The sequence below is a fragment of the Bacillus sp. ok061 genome, from assembly GCF_900108285.1.
Classification (GTDB): Bacteria; Bacillota; Bacilli; order Bacillales; family Bacillaceae_G; genus Bacillus_A; species Bacillus_A thuringiensis_S.
In genome coordinates this window covers 30,785-48,360 of sequence record NZ_FNUW01000005.1, presented here as the reverse complement: position 1 = coordinate 48,360, position 17,576 = coordinate 30,785, and the positions used below count along the sequence as shown (strand labels likewise).

Sequence of the window (17,576 nt, the reverse complement as noted above, 5' to 3'; positions counted from 1 at the left end):
CACTCTTAACTATCTCTTTTGTTGTACTGCGCCTTGTATTTTAAATATTCCTGTCTTGCATCTTGGTTATTATCCTGTTTTCTATTAAAATACGTTATTATTTGGAACATATTTTCTACTAATTTTCCATCCTCATTCTTTTCTTTAAAATCTATATCTATCCTCATTTGCAAAATTTGTTTTGGATTTTTTGAGGCATTCAGGTGCAATACGATTGTTGCTCCATCAAATTCATCGTATTGTATCTTTAATTTATTATTAATAATATCTTTAAATTCAGATTCAGTTAGTCGATATCCCACTGAATTAGGCTGATCAAACTTTTTTATATCACCTTCGGGCTTCATCTTTAGTTTCCCTATCCCATTTAAACGATCTACAATTAAGTTTACGTATGAAACATCTAGATTTGAATCCGAACTTTTCACCTGTCCATTTTCATACTTAACATGAGTACTATAAATAGTTTCTTTTTTATAATTCTCATTTGTCCTTTTTCCCTTGTCTTTTTCTATATCAGTCATAACTGTTTGTATCGCCTCTCCGTATAAACTTTTATCTTTTGTATTATATACACCTTCCGTAGTTTGACGAATTGTCTTACTATGCTCTCCATCTTCTTTTTGCTCAAACGTACTATAAATACCTCTTTGTTCCACAAAAGCATACCCATCATCACTTGCAGACATAACCTTTTTCATGTCACCTTCATCCAATGCCTTAATAAATGGCTCATACTCTACCTTTTCTTCAAAAAAACTGCATGCTTGTAGTAGGCTGATTGTTATTATGATAGTAATCATTTTAGAAACCTTTTTTATGTTCATTTCATCATCACACTACCCACTCTACATTTTCGATCAGATAACCTTCTAATCACTTTAATCACCTTACATAATTAAATTTTCTTTTAGAAGTTAAAATACTCTCTTGTAAATAATTACTTTTCTATCATCAAAACGTACAATACGCACTTTCTTTATGCCTTACGTTTCGATTTACCTTTTTTATTTTTCTTTCGATATCTTGGAGTCTCTCTTTTATGTTGCTCCCACGTTTTATTAAATGATGGAAATTTAAATCTGCAATATGCTAATAGCTGAAATTCAGCTGCACCGATTGCTATCGTATACATTAAAAAGGTCCCTACTACATACATAAATAAATCATCAAACCCATAATCGTTATGAAAAGATATCAAAATAAGAATAGTTACTGCGTATAGTGTAGCCCACTTCATCATCTTTCCTTTTCCTTTACTAAAAAAGGAAGCGGATCTTTCATCCATACTAAACGCACCTTCACTCGCTTGCTTAAGTGTATCAAGCGTTGTAACAATATGAACAACAACTGCTCCTAAAAATAACAATCCTGCATACAGTAATGTAATCTGATCAATTGAATTATTAGCCATTTTAGTACCAATCAAAACTACGAGTAAGATTATTGCCATTTGAAATGCATTTAATAATACAACAAGTGTTTGTAGCTTTTGAAATTTAAATTGAGCTTTTGGAAATAAATATAGAATGAAAAAAATTACTTGCAGAGCATATAACAACACTTCCAGCTTAACAATTCCTATATTAAGGAGGACCATACAGTAATCCCAATCACCTGATACAATAATAGAAAAAACAGCTATTGAACTATAAAGTATTCCTCCAAACATAAATCCTGTAGCACCCTCAGGACTTAAACGATCATTACATGTCATCCTAAACTTATCTAAATCTTCTTCTTTTATATTCCACATCCTGGCCCTTCACCTTCTATACGTTTCAATTATTTTTCGCGCACTAAAATTCTATTAATATATTATTTATCCCGCTTTAATGGGCAGTAAGACCCCCACCTCAAAATGCAGCGAAAGCAAAGAAGTTAGGTGGGGGATCAACTGCCCATAAAAGTCCGATTGGTTCAACTAATAATCAGTGGGGGATGAAGAAAACCCCCACTGATTAAAGTTTCACTTTATTTTTCGTTTTGAATTTCTTATTTCGCTTTCGAATTCTCCCACGCATTCTCTCATTCTCTTCCCACGTCATATGAAATGACTTAAATTTGAATCTACAGTACGCCAATAGTTGGAATTCTGCCGCTCCGATTGCAACCGCATACATTAATACAGTTCCTACTCCATACATAACAAAAAAATCAATTGAATAATCATTTTGAAAATACATCAAAACAAGTAGGATTAATGCGTATATTAAAGCTACTTTCATCATAGCTCCTTTTGTTTTACTAAAAAAGGGAGCGGATCTTTCATTCATACTAAATGCACCTTCACTTGCCTGTTTAAACGTATCAATCGTTGTCACAATATGAACAATCACTGCTCCTATAAATAAGAAGCCTACATATACTAATGTAATTCCGTCGATTATATAATCAGACATTCTAGGAAGAATTAAAGCCGTGAATAATATCGTACCTAATTGAAATGCATATAATAACACAACAATCGTTTGAAACTTTTGAAATTTAAATCGAGTTTTTGGAAATGAATATAGAATTAAAAAAATTATTTGTAAGCTATATAGCACAAGTTCAATTTTAACAATTGTTTTTTCGAATAAAGTAGTATAGTAGTCCCAACCAAAGGTTACTAAAGTACCAATAAGAAAAAACATCATAACTGAAACATACACTATTGTTCCTATCATAAAACCTAAAGCACCTTCCAGACTTAAACGCCTTCTACATATCATCCTAAACTTTTCTAAATTTTCTTCTTTTACATCCCACATCTAGTTACACACCTCTAGCTACTTTTTGGGTATATATCACTATGAATTACTTAATTTCTAAGTGAGATAGCTGACAACAACCAATCATCCTTTTTACAATTTGAGTGATGCTTATTAAATTAAAAAGCGATAATGCTTTATAGTGAACTTTCATAATCACTACCCCTTATACAATGTTTTAATTCTTCACAAATAGATTCTTCCACCATAAAAAAACCATCTATTACTATTATCATTTCAGTTTTTATTTTGCTTTTGTTCTTTCTCTCTCATTCTTTTTCTATTTGCTATAAATTCCTGGCGTTCCTTTTCATGTTGTTCCCACGTAATATTAAATGATGGAAATTTAAAGCGACAATACACCAATAGGACGAATTCTGCTGATGCAACGGCAAATACATATAATATAATTGTTTGTAAAAAATAAAACACCATCGGTTTTAGCGCAAAACGAATACTTGCAAAGATTAATATCAACAGGACAACTATATAAATAAACATTCCAATTAACATCCAAAGTTTTGTATTAGTAAAAAATGAGGCTGACTCCCCTTTTAACTTATAGCCTCCATATTTTGCTTTTTTAAAAGTATGGATTGTTATTACAATATGAGTAATTATCGCTCCTAATAATAATAGACCTACATAAAATACTGTTAGATTTTCACAATAATATCCAAATATTGCTTCAATTAATACATACGCATAACCTACCGTTGCAACCTGAAACGAGTTAAAAACAATTACAACGGCTTGTAATTTTTGTAATTTAAATCTTAATTTCGGAAATGAATAGATTATCAAAAAAAGGATTTGCAGAATATATAATGCTAACTCTACAGAAACAATTATTCGTTCAAAAGATTTTGGATAAGTCTCCCAACCAAGTTGTAAAAAACCCAAAATAATAAAAAACATCGGTAATGAAGCGTATACAAAAACTCCAACTAAAAAGGCCATTACACCATCAGGACTTAATCGGTTTTTATTTGTAATTTGAAAAAATCCTAAATCTTCTTCCTTTATTTTAAGCATTCATCTTTCCTCATTTCGACACAAAACTTATTTTATTTCTTTAGTTTTCTTTTTTCCTTCTCTTTATAAAGCTTTAGTCTTTTCTGACGTCCCCTTTCGTGTTCCTCCCACGAAATATAAAATGACGGAAACTTAAATCTACAATAGGCTAGTAGTTGGAACTCAGCTGCGCCTATTGCTATCGCGTACATGATGAACGTAAATATAAAGTAACCAAACATTATGCTCAATGAGTAATTATTTTGTATATAAATTAAAACAAGAAGAATTAGTACATAAATTACCACACCCAACATTACATTTTTCTTTGCCTTATTAAAAAATGAAGTAGATTTTTCTCCCATACTAAATGCACCTTTACTTGCTTGTTTAAAAGTATCAAATGTTGTTACACCATGAACAAGTATTGCTCCTAATACTAGTAAACCTACATAAATAAGCGTAATAAAATTAATAGAATAATTACTCATCCCTGGAAGAACAAACGCCGTAAGACCTATAGTACCTAACTGAAACGCATATAATAATATCACCAATGTCTGGAGCTTTTGAAATTTAAAACGTACCTTAGGGATCAGATATATAATAAAAAAGATTACTTGTAGGCTATATAACAACAATTCCATTCTGACTATTACTGTGTCAAAAAGAGTCGGATAGTAATCCCAGCCAAATCTAATTAGTGCTCCAAAAATAAAAAGCATCAATAACGAACTATAAAGCATTCCACCAAACATAAACAACATAGCTCCTTCAGGGCTTAAACGATTTCTACATGTTATTTTAAATTCATCTAAATCTTCTTCTTTTATATTCCACATCCAATTGTCCCACCCTTAACTACATTCACTTAAATCATGTAGATTAAAAATAAAAACCTTCTCATTTTGATGAAAAGAGAAGGTTCTATTAATCTCAGATATTCTTACATTATAATAATGATTCTTTTTAAGCTATTTCATAGTGCTCTGCTATTGTTTTACACATCTTTTTATATTCCAGCATCCACTCTGCTATTTCTTCTTTCTCTTCGTCAGTGGATTTTTTCTTATATTTAAAATCAATCACTTTCATATCCGAAAATACTTATTCTTCCATTTCCTCATCTACCGGAATACATTGGATAATAACTTTTGTTGTGTTTGAAACTTGTACAAAAATTTCAAATGTACCAACAAACATAGCAACCGTTCGGGATAATTCTTTATTACTAATATATAAAATCGTTGCAAGTTCTTCTGCAAATTTAGGTATATAAACAATATATCAAGCATTTCAACAGCTATTATGCAATCATCCACCGATACTTTATCCAATATTTTCTGTTCAATTAATCCCCCAGTTTTATCCCCACACTCTTACTGAAAGTACAAAGGTTTTTCTTTTGAAAATAACCACATATGTAGGCCCCTTACTACTAAAAACAACAATTAGAACTCTTAATTCAAGAATACCTTTATATTCTTCAATAAAACAAAAATTAGGGTTTTACTTTTCATATCTTTATTACTAAAAGTGTACTAAATTATTATTGTGTATCTACTGCAATTTTTATTTCAACATACTGTAACTCTTCATCACCACTAAAAATATGGTAAATAGGTGAGATCATATCAAGTTCATTATCTTCCATATACTGAAGAATCTCAGCATATGCATACTCTGTTAATGTTTCAAAATCTCCTGCATATCTTTTCATTAGCATGTTATCAACATAGTAATAACTTCGAAACTTCATTGTTTCTGATTTAGGAATACTACTCTCATATACTGGCATAAATAATTCAATAAACATATCTCCATCTGATGGTACATTTTTCAGCGCATAAAACATTGGGCCTTTGACCGTTAAATTCGCTTGCGCAATTTCTGTCAATAAATCTTCTATTACTTTTTCCATATCAGTATAGTGAAAAAAATATTCTTTCGATACAACATTTGTATAAGCAATGCTTTGTTCCTCAACTATCATCGCACTAATTCACCTACTTCAATAATAGGAGCATAAATATCCAACCACATATCACCATATACATCTAAACATACGTGATAAAAGCTACTATCTAATTTCATATGATTCTGTTCAGCAAATTCATTTAAAACACGATAAGCGTCTTCAATATCACCATCTTCATCTGAGAATCTAACACAAAGTGCTTCTTCAATAAGAATTGCATCAATATACTCATAAGGTGAATCCTCTTCCATATTTACCCTTCCATTCACTGGGACACAATACATATATTCACCATATTCCGGTTCATTCTCTAATGGTGAATACGTAAAAAGAACAGGTCCTATTGGGTATATATCGTTATGAACTACTTGATTTCTAAGTGCGATAGCTGGTAATAACCAATCATCTTTTTTTACAATTTGAGTGATGCTTATTAAATTTAAAAGCGATAATGCTTTATACTGAACTTTCATAATCTCTACCCCTTATACAATGATTTATTTCTTCACAAATAGATTCTTCCACACATAAAAAAAAGTTTATGACTATTATTTACAAATATCATTTCAGTTTTTGTTTCGCTTTTGTTCTTTTTCTATTATTCTTTTTCTATTCGCTATGAATTCTTGGCGCTTCTTTTCATGTTGTTCCCACGTAATATTAAATGATGGGAATTTGAAGCGACAATACACCAATAGGACGAATTCTGCTGATACTACAGCGAATATATATAATATTATTGTTTGTACAATATAAATTGCCATTTGGCTAAATGTATAATTAAGATTTAAAAAAATTAATATAAGTAGAACCATTACACCAATTGTCATTCCAATCAATAAATATAATTTTGCGTTAGTAAAAAATGAGACAGCTGGTCCTTCCGATTTATATCCTCCATGTTTTGCCTTTTTAAAAACATTAATTGTAGTTACAATGTGAGTACAAAGCGCACCTAACATTATTAAACCAATATAAACTAACGTTTTATTATTACTTGGAAAATCAAACATTCCTTCAACCATCATAACGATAAATGGTAATGTTGCTAATTGAAAAGAATAAAATAAAGTCACGATGGCTTGGAGTTTCTGTAATTTAAAAGCAACCTTTGAAGACATGAAAATTATTAAAAAAATCAACTCCAAAATGTATAACTTTACCTCAGTTCGTACCAAAAATGTTTCAAATGGTGTTAAAGAAATCTTATCACCGTTCAGCAAAACACCTAAAAACATGATGAGCATTGGTATAGAAGTATATGCAAAAACTCCCCCATAAAAGATTCTTATATAATCCGGACTTAATCTGTTTCTATTTTCAATTTCAAAAAGGCCCAAATCTTCTTCCTTTATCTTTAGCATTCATTTATCCTACCTTCTAATTTTATATAAATTACCAAAATATTGATTTTAATTTTTTCAGGACCTTTTCATTTTCTTTCGTAAACTCTTTATAATTTCCAGACTTTAAATTATCGTTCATATTTACTGCCCATTTTACTAATTTCTTTGTTCCGCTAACTACACTTTCACCTCCTAATATGCTAAGTTTCTCATTCACCAGTAATGAGGCTCCAATCCCCACCACTGCACCTATAGCTCCTCCTGCCAAGGTTCCAAGTGGTCCCACAGCAGTCCCAATCGCTGCTCCAGTTGCTGCTGCTCCCGCTGCATATGCTAAGTCCACACCTGTATCTAATGCAACATCTCTTACATCCTGTAGCTGAAATCCATCATCTTGTGACTGTATAATATTATCTACAACTGTCAACCCCGTTCCAATAATTGCCACACTTTTGAAGAGCGTCCCAGTACCTTTGAGTTTTTTAAATGTCTCTGGCCACTTCTTAAAATTGAATTCGTCAATGCTCTTTTGAAATTCGGTCCCAAATGAATCTGTCCATCTATTTTTAAATGCTTTTAAAAAACCTCCTGCATTCCGAGTCATCATAAAATCTTCAACCGCTTTAAATTCAGGCAATTTATAAATATCTTTTTTTGCTTGTTTTATTACATTTCTTGTTTCGTTGTTGTAATTGACTTTAAATTTATCTTTAAAAATAAATTTAAAAATAGCATCTTCATTTGCATCTGAAGCTAAAAGTTTGGAAGCCGCTACAATATCGGCATCGTTTAAAGTTTTAAATACATATGCCCCTTTTCCTTTTCGAGCATCAACATGAAAATCAACACCAAACCCCAAATTTTTTTTCATGTAAACAAGGCGTAAATAACCAGAAAATAATCCGACTACTCCTTTTTTCACTTTACCCGTATATCCCGCAATCTTTTTAGCTACTCCAACTATAGATGCAAAGGTTCCTTCAGACAGAAGTTTTTCGGTTGTATCACTAGAAAAGTTCCCTTCAGTCTCTTGTATTTGTCTCATAGCACCATCTAATCCGCGTAACATGTCATCAAAATTTTGAAGATCATTTTGTTGACTATTGTAAGCCTCTAGTTTTTCTAACGTATCACTGATTTCTTTTTGACTTTTTTCAACCCCTTCAGAAATTCCTGATGATGGGGGATAATGGATCGGAACAATATCATTAATTGAACTGATAGTCTGTTGGGCTAACTCATTCGATTGATTAAAACTGTTACTATACCCATTAATTTTTTGCTTTACATTATCTAAATAACTCCCATAAATCTTCGTATCTGCATCACTATCAACAGAACTATTAAAATCTTCTAATGCTTTTTCAAATTGCATACTTAAGCTTTCTGCTGCGACCATACAACCTGAAATAACACTTCCATGAACTCTAGATAAATGGCCTTTAATTCCATCAGCAGCAGCACCTTGAAATGAATTAATCTCACTAAAATCCGCTATCTTTCCTAATAATGATTCAAACTGTTGATTCAACTCAGTGGCACTTGCTTGAAATCTATTTTGAAGTTCTTTTACTTCTTGTAACTCTATATTTTTATCCACGTTTCTCCCTCCTTATTTTGCATGATAATTTGAATCTATCATTCTTAATTGCTTCTCAAGTTGTTCGTCTTTTTCAACTATTTTCTCCCCAGTTTGTTGTATTTTATTTAAGTCATTTTCTAATATCTGTTCATATCGCTGCACCTTTTGAGATAACTTTTCAATTGCTTCACAATATTGAATCAGCCTAGTCAAATTCGTACGACTCAACTGCATACCATTAAATTTAGTCTTACCTAAATCACTAGCACCACTTTTCAAATCACTTACTTTCGCATCAAATACCCCTTTATTTAATTTAATTTCCCCCATTTATCATTTCCCCGCCTTCTGTACTTCTACTTGAATACTAGCATCAACCATTGAAACACTTCTACTTAGAGAAAGAATACTAGACTCACATGTAGCGATTTCTCTTTCAAGCCGCCGTATAGCTTGATCGATGTCTTCTTGCACTCTCCCTAGTTCTCCGATAAACTTCCCTAAATTCGAAATGACTTGTTGTTCATATGTTTCTTTAAAAGTAGTTGCTCTTTGCCCTTTCCAACTACTTTCGTTTATTTCTAAAGACTTAAACTGCTCTTGATTTTGTTTAATTGCTTCAAGATTATTTACAAATTTCCCTTTAGCAGTTATTAGCCTTCTTAGTTTCATTTGTAGTTCAGCCAATTGCCCTTGTTGATGACTTATACTACTTAATAAACCAGATTTTTGACTATTTAATTCCTCTATCCCCATGCAAATCCCCCCTTAAATAGTTGGCACTTTAATTCTAGTAGCAAAACGATTTTCAACAAAATACCCTTCAAATGGATTTAATTTTGTACTACTTAAATCTTTATTAGATACATCGAAGACCATTTGGCCTGATGATTTTCTAAGTAAAATAACATGAGATTGCGTTTTTATTGTTTTTGAAACTAAGTCGTATCGACTGTCAATTGAATCAACATCACAGCCAATTACGAAGTGGATGCCCATAAATGCACCATTTGTTATTAATTCCGCTAAACTATATATATCGCTATCTTCTAAATTACTTAAAATATCATTTACATCTGCAATTACGATTACAATCGGCTTAAATTTCTTAATAAATTCTGCCGGGTTCACTGTTTCACTTGATGCTTCCTGCTCCTCTTTAAACGCCGCCTCTCTCGATTTATAAGCGTTTGTAACTTGTTTAATCGTTTTCTCAATTCCTGTTTTTTCAGCTACATATAAAGCAGCGCTCTCTCTATAGTTTGAGAAATTTCGTGTTCTTGTATCAATTAAACCTAGGTCAAAGTGTCCACTGTCTGCTAACTGTTGAAGGAATTGATGAACTACATTTTCAACTTCATCTTTCTTAATTCCCCCTACAACAATATTAGACGCTTCCGTTAAATCTAATTCGAGAGGCGTAACGTTTTCTGTCTCTACACCAAATGTTAGTTTGCCTGCTTCAATAATTTTTCTTGTTTCTGGCCATGCAATGAATTCCTTGTATTCCAGAACTTCAGGTACCATAGGAATTGCTTTCGGTCTTTCTCCATCCCAGAAGGAATCCATCTCTTTTCCTTCAGCTTGTATATTTTCAATTCGAGTAAGGACATCTTCTCCATTTGTCGGTAAAGCTGTTTGGAAGATTGTTGGTTCGTCAATTTTAACTAAACCACGGCCTGCTAATTCTTCAATTTTTAACTCTGTTCTTCCTACAATAGCTCTAGATTCTGCCTCATCTATCATATATAGAGCAATTTGTAGTTTAATATTTGTATTTACTTGTACTCTCAATGCATTTTGACGTGTAGCCGTAAGCATTAAATGAATTCCTACTGCTGCCCCTTCACGTACAATTTGTGCAATAATGCGTTCAAAGTCTTCGACAAATCCAGCTTCTCTAACAGCATCATAGTTATCTAACGTAATTAATATTGTTGGTAATACTTCTTTACTAGCTCTCTCATACATTTCAAGACTCGCAACACCATATTTACTTAGCAATTGCTTTCTCTCTTTTAATAGGTCTTCTATGCGACGAAGAAATTTCTCGCATTTTTCAACTTGGTCTAATGTAATGATGTCTGCCACATGCGGTAAAGATTTTAATGGCATTAAGCCATTTGTTCCGAAGTCTAATAAATACACATGCAAATGCTCCGGACTATGCTGGCGAGCTACATCCATAATGACTGATTGTAAGAATGTTGATTTTCCGTAGCCTGGACTTGAGAAGACTGCTACGTGTCCGTCTTTACTAATATCTAGTGTTAATGGTGTTTGTGATTGTAATTCAGGCTGATCTAGTAGACCAACTGTTGCTTGTAATGGTTTCTTTTCTTTCGTCCATGCTTCTTTGAACTGAATAGCGTGTAAGTCTTGTAAATATACGCTTTCTGGAAGTGGTGGTAACCACGGTCTAGCTAACGCTTCAATTTCATTTATTTCTGCGTAATCGTGAATGTAGTCAATAACAGCATCCAGTTCAGATGGTACGCTTATTACTTCTTTACTGCTACCAAGTCCACTTAAATCTTCACTTAATATTTCATATTGTCCTAGATCATTTATTGCATAGATTGTTGCGTCTAAATGTTCTTTATCCTCTTTGTTTTCTACATAGTCTGCTCCGCTCCAAGCTGATTGGAATAGTTCATAAATTTCATTATTCCCAACTTGTAAGTAAGCACGTCCTGGTAATGTAATTTCAGCAGCATCTGGCGTTTTTAAGATTTCATTACTATCTGACGTATTTTGAACTTTTAGTGCTAGTTTGAATTTCGAGTTACTCCAAATTTGATCATCTACAACACCACTCGGTTTTTGCGTAGCTAATATTAAATGGATCCCGAGTGAACGACCGATACGCGCTGTTGAAACTAACTCTTTCATAAATTCTGGTTGTTCTGACTTCAGTTCCGCGAATTCATCACTAATTAAAAATAGGTGTGGCATCGGCTCACTTACTAAGCCTTCTTTATACAGTTTTTGATACTGATTAATATGGTTTACATCATTTTCCCCAAATAGGCGTTGTCTTTTTTGCAATTCAGCTTTAATTGATGCGAGCGCTCTCATACTTTGTGCTCCATCTAAGTTCGTAATTGTTCCTAATAAATGCGGTAAGTTTTTGAATAAATTCGCCATTCCGCCGCCTTTATAGTCAATTAGTAAAAAGGCTACTTCGTACGGGTGGAAATTGACTGCTAGAGATAAAATATACGATTGTATAATTTCCGATTTACCTGAACCGGTTGTACCTGCTATTAATCCGTGTGGTCCGTGTGCTTTTTCGTGTAAGTTTAAGTTTACGATATCTTCTTTACCACGTAATCCAAGTGGTACAGCTAAAGATTTATGCGCTGCATTTTTCTCCCAACGACTTGTGATATTCAGTTCTTTTACTTTTTCAACGCCGTACATTTCTAAAAATGTTACGCTTTCTGGAATACTATTTTTTAAGTTTTGCAAATGATTTAATGGTGCTAATGCCCGTGAAATATCTTCTAAATTGAACCCTTTCGGTACGTGATTTAGTTTAAATTGACGGTTAACAAGCTCTCCTTGCTCTAAGATGATGTTCCCTTGTTTTGCATCTCTTATATCTATTACCGTTTTCACATGCTCCGGTAAACTTTGCATAACATCTTGTACAAATACAAGTGATACACCTAATTGACTCGGATCATCATTAAAGAATTCCATAACAACATGGTCTAATATTAGTTTTTCATCTGTAATGAGAACGACATAGTGCGGTGCAAAGTACATTTTTTCATTAGTAGAACTTTTTTCATCTAGTTTTAATTTTCGTTCTTTCAATATTTGATACAAACTATTTAACACTTGATCACGGCTACGATCATGGTATACAAATCCACGTACATTTATATCACGAACACTTCCATGAGGTAACCAGCGCATCCAATCCCATTTTTCTTTTTCTTCTTCCGGAAAAATAGTAATAAACTGCAAGTCATAATAACTATGGAATAAAGCCGTTTGTGCAACTAATAATTGTAATTGCTCTAACACTAAAGAGCGTTGGCCAATATAACCGACTGGTCCATTCATTAAATCTGTTACAACTGGTACATCTTCCAATGATAGATAACGCTGTCTTAGTTCACGTGCTATATCGATTAATTCATCTTTCGTTTGACTAAATTCTTCTTCATTAAATTGAATTTCAAAACTCGTATTAGCTTGTCCTGTTCCAACGCTAAATGTTAAGAAATCATGATGTAACATTGTTTTTTCATAAATTCTAGGATTTACTTGAACTGCCATATTACGTATTACTTCTACATTTGGATTGTGATAATGTAATGCGTGACGCTGTTTTTCACTTTCTGCATGTAAATCTTTCGTTTTTTGTTTTATATACTCTCTATAGCTTTTATCTCGTTCAACAATGTCGACTTTATATTGCTTCAAATTTTTAATATACGATGTGACAGAAACAATGATTGTTACTAATGTCATCGCAATCGATGCAATAATAAACATTCCATATTTCATGAAAATAGCAAGTAATACAGTTACGACAATCATGACAAGTGAAGGTGCAATGATTCTTGCTAAATGCTCCGTTGGTTTTGATGGCATACTTGAAGGCTTTGCAATTGTCATTTTCTCTTCTGGTTCACGATAAATAATACGCGGTGAACGATGATAGTCTGGATAACCACTTTGATAATTTGTTTCTGATTCTACTAAAATAGGTAACGCAGATTTCACTTTATCTTCTGAAGAAAGTACTTGAATGTCTTCACTACCAATCTCCAATAAAATACCATCAAAATATAATACGTCTCCTGATTCCAACATAACGCTATCTTTTAACTTCGTATAATTATGAAATACATCCCCGCCATACACGTTCACTTTAAAAGAATCGTACAACGTTTCGCGAGATAGCATTAAATCTACACTAGTCCCGGTAATAGAAATATCATCGTAATCGTTTTGACTCACTGTAAGAGAATGTTTCGTTCCGATATCAAACACTTTAGTTGTGCCAACAATAGATATAAAGATTTTCAAGCTCACATCTCTTGTTTTCCCAATCTCAATTTCCTTATTAAATTCTATTAATTGATCCTGTACCATCCAAGCATTTACTTCATTATTCCACTTTAACTCTACTTCTTGTTCTAAACTTGGATTCGTAATATCATTTGTCCACTCTTTTCCAATCGACACTATTGATTGCTCATTTGGATGTAATGTGCACTTATATATTTTGTCTCCATAAGTCAATACTAATAGTTGCTCCATCCGTGTTCACTGCTCCTTTTCAACTGTCTCATCAAGTGCTTACTCTTTTTTCTCTGTGTCCGACAAATTTTTATCGCTTGATGAATTGCCATATTTCTTTTTATATTCATCTAATTGTTGCTCATATGTTTTTAACTTTTGATCACGTTCTTCCCCTGATAAATCCGGATTATTTTTCAGTGATTCAATTTGTTTAACAAGGCCGTACATAATAAGCTGAGGATCATCAAGTGTCTTAGCTAAATCTAATGATTTATCAAAATTACCTTTTCCGTTATACATCCAATACAGCAAATACTTTTCATCACTTTTCAAACTAATGTTTTTCATAATCGATTTCTTTTGAGCTTCACCTAGTTTTTCAGCTGTAATGTATGCAAATGCTAACTCATATTTAGATGCAATCGGTAATGATTCAAACTCCTCTTCATTCAATTGCGTAATGACTTTGTCATAATCAGTTGCTATGAAACTTGCATTTGCTTCTAATAATTTATTTTGATAAGGAAATTTTATAAAAGTGAAATATATTAAAGGAGCAGCTAAAATAACTGTCGCCGCTATGAAGGAAAAAGCTAAGTATTTAAATGATTTATAGCTTTTTTTAGGTACTAACTGCATATTTTTTTCTGTTTTTGTTTGTTCCTTCTCAAAGCTGTCATCAAGAAACTGCAGTAATGCATCTAAGCTTTCCATTTGAGCAACGGTCTGTTCAAATGTTGTTTCTTTTGCATCTTTTAGTAACCCAGCATACAAATCATCAAAGTTATGTTTTTGGGAGAATAAAGCAATAATTAGACACTTATATTGTGTTAAAAATTGCTCTTCTAATAACGGGGTTGGTGGAACAATATCTCGAATTCCTCTATGTATAATACTTGGTATTAAATTAGCATTAAAAACTATATTGTCTGGATGTAAAAAGAACGTGATTCGTTTATTTAAATATTTACGAAACTGCGCAACATTCCGAAGTAGTCTTAATTTCTCATTTCTTCCAAAACGGCTAAGATCGTCCCACTTATATAATTTTTTATCTACTTGATATAGAAACGTAAACATATCATCCGTTTCTTCTATTGTTAATGGTACAAATTCAGATGATTCGCCCGTAATTATATCGAATTGACGGAAGTCTTTTATACGTGTTTGAGATTTGGTCATCTCCAATTTCCAATTTTCTTTTTCTATTTGAAATTGATAGTTCATTGCATCAATTTGAATTATTTTTTCCGTCATGTTTATCCTCTTCTCCTTTTCTTTATAACCCGTAATAACTTATTTTCAAATAACTAAAAGTAAAAAATATTCTTTATAAAACTTGCAAAATATCTCCATCTGTTATTTGGTGATCAATTAAACGATCATTATCTGTTAAAACAATTGACTTATTTTTCACTTTAATTACAAAATGTGAACCTTCATGATTATCAATCTTTAGCGTATCTAATAAGTTTTTCAATAAATATTTAATAGATTGGTGATTCGGAATACGCAAATCGTATGTATTTCCATTCCATTTATTAAAATCTACTGTGACATTAATATGTGTTTGTATTGCCATCGCTTTACCTCCAACTTTTACGAAGAACCGTATAAATACCGATGCAAATAAGTAGAATGCCGCCGCCAAATAATAATATTATTGTTATACTAATTGGCTCTTCATTCATTGTTTCATTACTCGCTACTTCATCTGCACTTTTTCTGACAATGTATTCACTGCTAAACAAACTATTTTTCGTATCTTTAACACTATTATTCTCTTTTTGTTTTATAAAAAGAGAATCTCGCAGAGCTTCCATATCTTTTTGTTCTTTCTTTTTCTTTTTCTCAATTTCTTCTTCTATATCTTGGTTAAATAACTCAATTGATGCTTTATCTAATTCTGTTTCCTTATGTTCCTTTTTATTTTTTTCTTGGTCGCTTTCTTCAAGTCGATCCACTTTAAACTTAATCTTCCCATCATCACCAAGATAACTGTCAGCCGCGCTCCTGATCGGTAGCGCGACAAACAGTAAAAGGATAGAGAGAAATGATAACTTAGCCACTATGCTCCATTGTTTGATCATTTACTTCTTTTTCCTCCCATTTCTTATGCCATACAAATAGATTACTAACCAATCCAATAATGGCAATTACAAACAATACGACAAAAATAACTTTCCCAGTATCTTTACCACTAATAAAATCATTTAGAAAACTTTCTATATACTGAAGCGGTGAGAATTGACGTATCTTTCCGACAGACGACATTTGATCTACTTTACTTCCAACTGCCTCAGTTAAAAATAGGTACATGCTTAAAAATACTAATAGTATAAACATTCCTACCATTTTTATTTGTCGTAATAAGTAGGTTGAGACTAATACAAACGCCATCATAATAAATGTGATGAACGCAATCCATAGTAAACTTTGATCCTGACCGAACTTTAAAAGACGCCCAGAAATGATACCTATACTAATCCCTTCCACAATTGATATACCGAAAGCTACTACTGTAGTTGGTACATTCATATCAATTAATGAGAATTTCTCTTCAAAATGATCTGATTGCATTCGTTTCTTTTCTTGATTCGCAATTGCGTATGCTGTAAATAATGCAACAATGAAACAAGTTAATACAATTAAGTATGGTGTAAAAGCATTTCCTGCTACAATTACTCCATCATTTTGCTTTTGAACTGGACTAGCTAAAAAGTCATATAACATCTCATTTTGACGATCTCCAATACGGCTATTCGCTAAAATTTTCGTAAAGTTTTTGGAGAATGATTTATCATCTTCCATTTTCTTCGTAAAGTCATTTAATAATAAATCAGCTTTTGAAACAATTGTCGTTCCGCTGTCTTGAATTTCTTTTGCTTGTCCATTGATTTGATCAAATGTTTTATATACATCGTCTGAAGTTGCTAAACTATGCTTCGAACTTTCGACCAATGACTGACTTTGCATCATTAATGATTTAATACCAGAATCTAACGATAAAACAGCTGTTTGCTCACCAGCATGATTTGTTGTTACTACTTGCTGCTCTTCAACTAGCTTTAAGCTATTCTCACGCCATTTCGCTAAACCTTTTACATACTCACCTAAATTTTCATTCATACTAGTTGCTTGTTGCGTCGTTCCATTTAATTTCTCTGCTAGTAGTATTGAATTTTGATCCGCACTAGTAATGAATTGTTGATAAGAGTCTATTTTTGTTTTAACCCTGTCATATCTTGCTTAACTTCTGTCGTAATACTAGATGACACAAGATTTGAAATTAAATCAATTAAGCTTTGTTTATTTAATACGTAGTACAAAGATTGATCCGTCGCAATTGCATCTAAACTTCCCTCTTCTAACTTAGGACCTACATCTTTCGTTCTTAAATCAATCCCATAATACATTTCGTAAAGGCTCATTAAACCTTGATAACTTTCGACTGTATCTACTGCTTCTTTTATTAATACACTAGATATATTTTTTGTTAATACTTCTGCTTTTTGATGTACAACTTGATTCGTTGTACTTTCAATAACTTTACCGTTATCTGTTCCTGTTTCGCCTCCTGGATTTCCTCCGGTTCCGTTATCTGTTCCCGTTCCGCCTCCTGGGTTTCCTCCGGTTCCGTT

The 17,576-nt window shown here is 32.4% G+C and carries 16 protein-coding genes and 1 pseudogene; all 17 read right to left on the bottom strand.

Going from position 1 to position 17,576, the window contains the following annotated elements:
• Positions 1 to 5: 5 nt before the first annotated feature.
• Complete coding sequence (locus tag C4S65_RS08890; RefSeq protein WP_098013425.1) at positions 6 to 827, bottom strand: DUF3952 domain-containing protein; 822 nt, start codon at positions 825 to 827, stop codon at positions 6 to 8.
• 152 nt (positions 828 to 979) lie between these two features.
• Positions 980 to 1,756 (bottom strand): hypothetical protein, encoded by a 777-nt coding sequence (locus C4S65_RS08885; protein ID WP_061666638.1) that lies wholly within the window; start codon positions 1,754 to 1,756, stop codon positions 980 to 982.
• A gap of 205 nt (positions 1,757 to 1,961) precedes the next feature.
• Positions 1,962 to 2,753: a hypothetical protein gene (locus C4S65_RS08875; RefSeq protein ID WP_103945203.1), complete on the bottom strand. Its 792-nt coding sequence runs from the start codon at positions 2,751 to 2,753 to the stop codon at positions 1,962 to 1,964.
• Positions 2,754 to 2,990: 237 nt separating this feature from the next.
• Positions 2,991 to 3,788, bottom strand: a complete 798-nt coding sequence (locus C4S65_RS08870; RefSeq protein WP_016109855.1) for a hypothetical protein — start codon at positions 3,786 to 3,788, stop codon at positions 2,991 to 2,993.
• A 32-nt stretch (positions 3,789 to 3,820) separates the two neighbouring features.
• A complete protein-coding gene (locus C4S65_RS08865; protein WP_016109854.1) occupies positions 3,821 to 4,609 on the bottom strand; it encodes a hypothetical protein in 789 nt (262 codons plus the stop codon).
• Positions 4,610 to 4,736: 127 nt separating this feature from the next.
• On the bottom strand, positions 4,737 to 4,862 hold the full coding sequence (locus tag C4S65_RS35115) for a hypothetical protein (protein ID WP_254905509.1): 126 nt from the start codon (positions 4,860 to 4,862) through the stop codon (positions 4,737 to 4,739).
• 454 nt (positions 4,863 to 5,316) lie between these two features.
• Entirely contained in the window at positions 5,317 to 5,760 is a 444-nt protein-coding gene (locus C4S65_RS08855; RefSeq protein ID WP_086406040.1) for a DUF5085 family protein, read from the bottom strand.
• Positions 5,757 to 6,218, bottom strand: coding sequence for a DUF5085 family protein (locus C4S65_RS08850; RefSeq protein ID WP_061667204.1), 462 nt, complete (start codon positions 6,216 to 6,218; stop codon positions 5,757 to 5,759). The genes C4S65_RS08855 and C4S65_RS08850 overlap by 4 nt, the downstream gene beginning before the upstream one ends.
• Before the next feature lie 93 nt (positions 6,219 to 6,311).
• Positions 6,312 to 7,109, bottom strand: a complete 798-nt coding sequence (locus C4S65_RS08845; RefSeq protein WP_061667205.1) for a hypothetical protein — start codon at positions 7,107 to 7,109, stop codon at positions 6,312 to 6,314.
• A gap of 31 nt (positions 7,110 to 7,140) precedes the next feature.
• A complete protein-coding gene (locus tag C4S65_RS08840; protein WP_061667206.1) occupies positions 7,141 to 8,691 on the bottom strand; it encodes a T7SS effector LXG polymorphic toxin in 1,551 nt (516 codons plus the stop codon).
• Between the two features lie 12 nt (positions 8,692 to 8,703).
• Positions 8,704 to 9,003: a TIGR04197 family type VII secretion effector gene (locus C4S65_RS08835; RefSeq protein WP_053512322.1), complete on the bottom strand. Its 300-nt coding sequence runs from the start codon at positions 9,001 to 9,003 to the stop codon at positions 8,704 to 8,706.
• A 3-nt stretch (positions 9,004 to 9,006) separates the two neighbouring features.
• A complete protein-coding gene (locus tag C4S65_RS08830) occupies positions 9,007 to 9,429 on the bottom strand; it encodes a DUF5082 family protein (RefSeq protein WP_000510565.1) in 423 nt (140 codons plus the stop codon).
• Positions 9,430 to 9,441: 12 nt separating this feature from the next.
• Positions 9,442 to 13,953 (bottom strand): type VII secretion protein EssC, encoded by a 4,512-nt coding sequence (gene essC / locus C4S65_RS08825; protein ID WP_097960441.1) that lies wholly within the window; start codon positions 13,951 to 13,953, stop codon positions 9,442 to 9,444.
• 39 nt (positions 13,954 to 13,992) lie between these two features.
• Entirely contained in the window at positions 13,993 to 15,192 is a 1,200-nt protein-coding gene (essB, locus tag C4S65_RS08820; RefSeq protein ID WP_000136612.1) for a type VII secretion protein EssB, read from the bottom strand.
• A 73-nt stretch (positions 15,193 to 15,265) separates the two neighbouring features.
• Complete coding sequence (locus tag C4S65_RS08815) at positions 15,266 to 15,517, bottom strand: EsaB/YukD family protein (protein WP_001007566.1); 252 nt, start codon at positions 15,515 to 15,517, stop codon at positions 15,266 to 15,268.
• A gap of 4 nt (positions 15,518 to 15,521) precedes the next feature.
• Positions 15,522 to 16,025, bottom strand: coding sequence for a type VII secretion protein EssA (gene essA, locus C4S65_RS08810; protein ID WP_000595661.1), 504 nt, complete (start codon positions 16,023 to 16,025; stop codon positions 15,522 to 15,524).
• Positions 15,997 to 17,576: pseudogene (locus tag C4S65_RS08805) on the bottom strand (type VII secretion protein EsaA); the annotation flags it as partial. The pseudogene C4S65_RS08805 and the gene essA, both read right to left, overlap by 29 nt.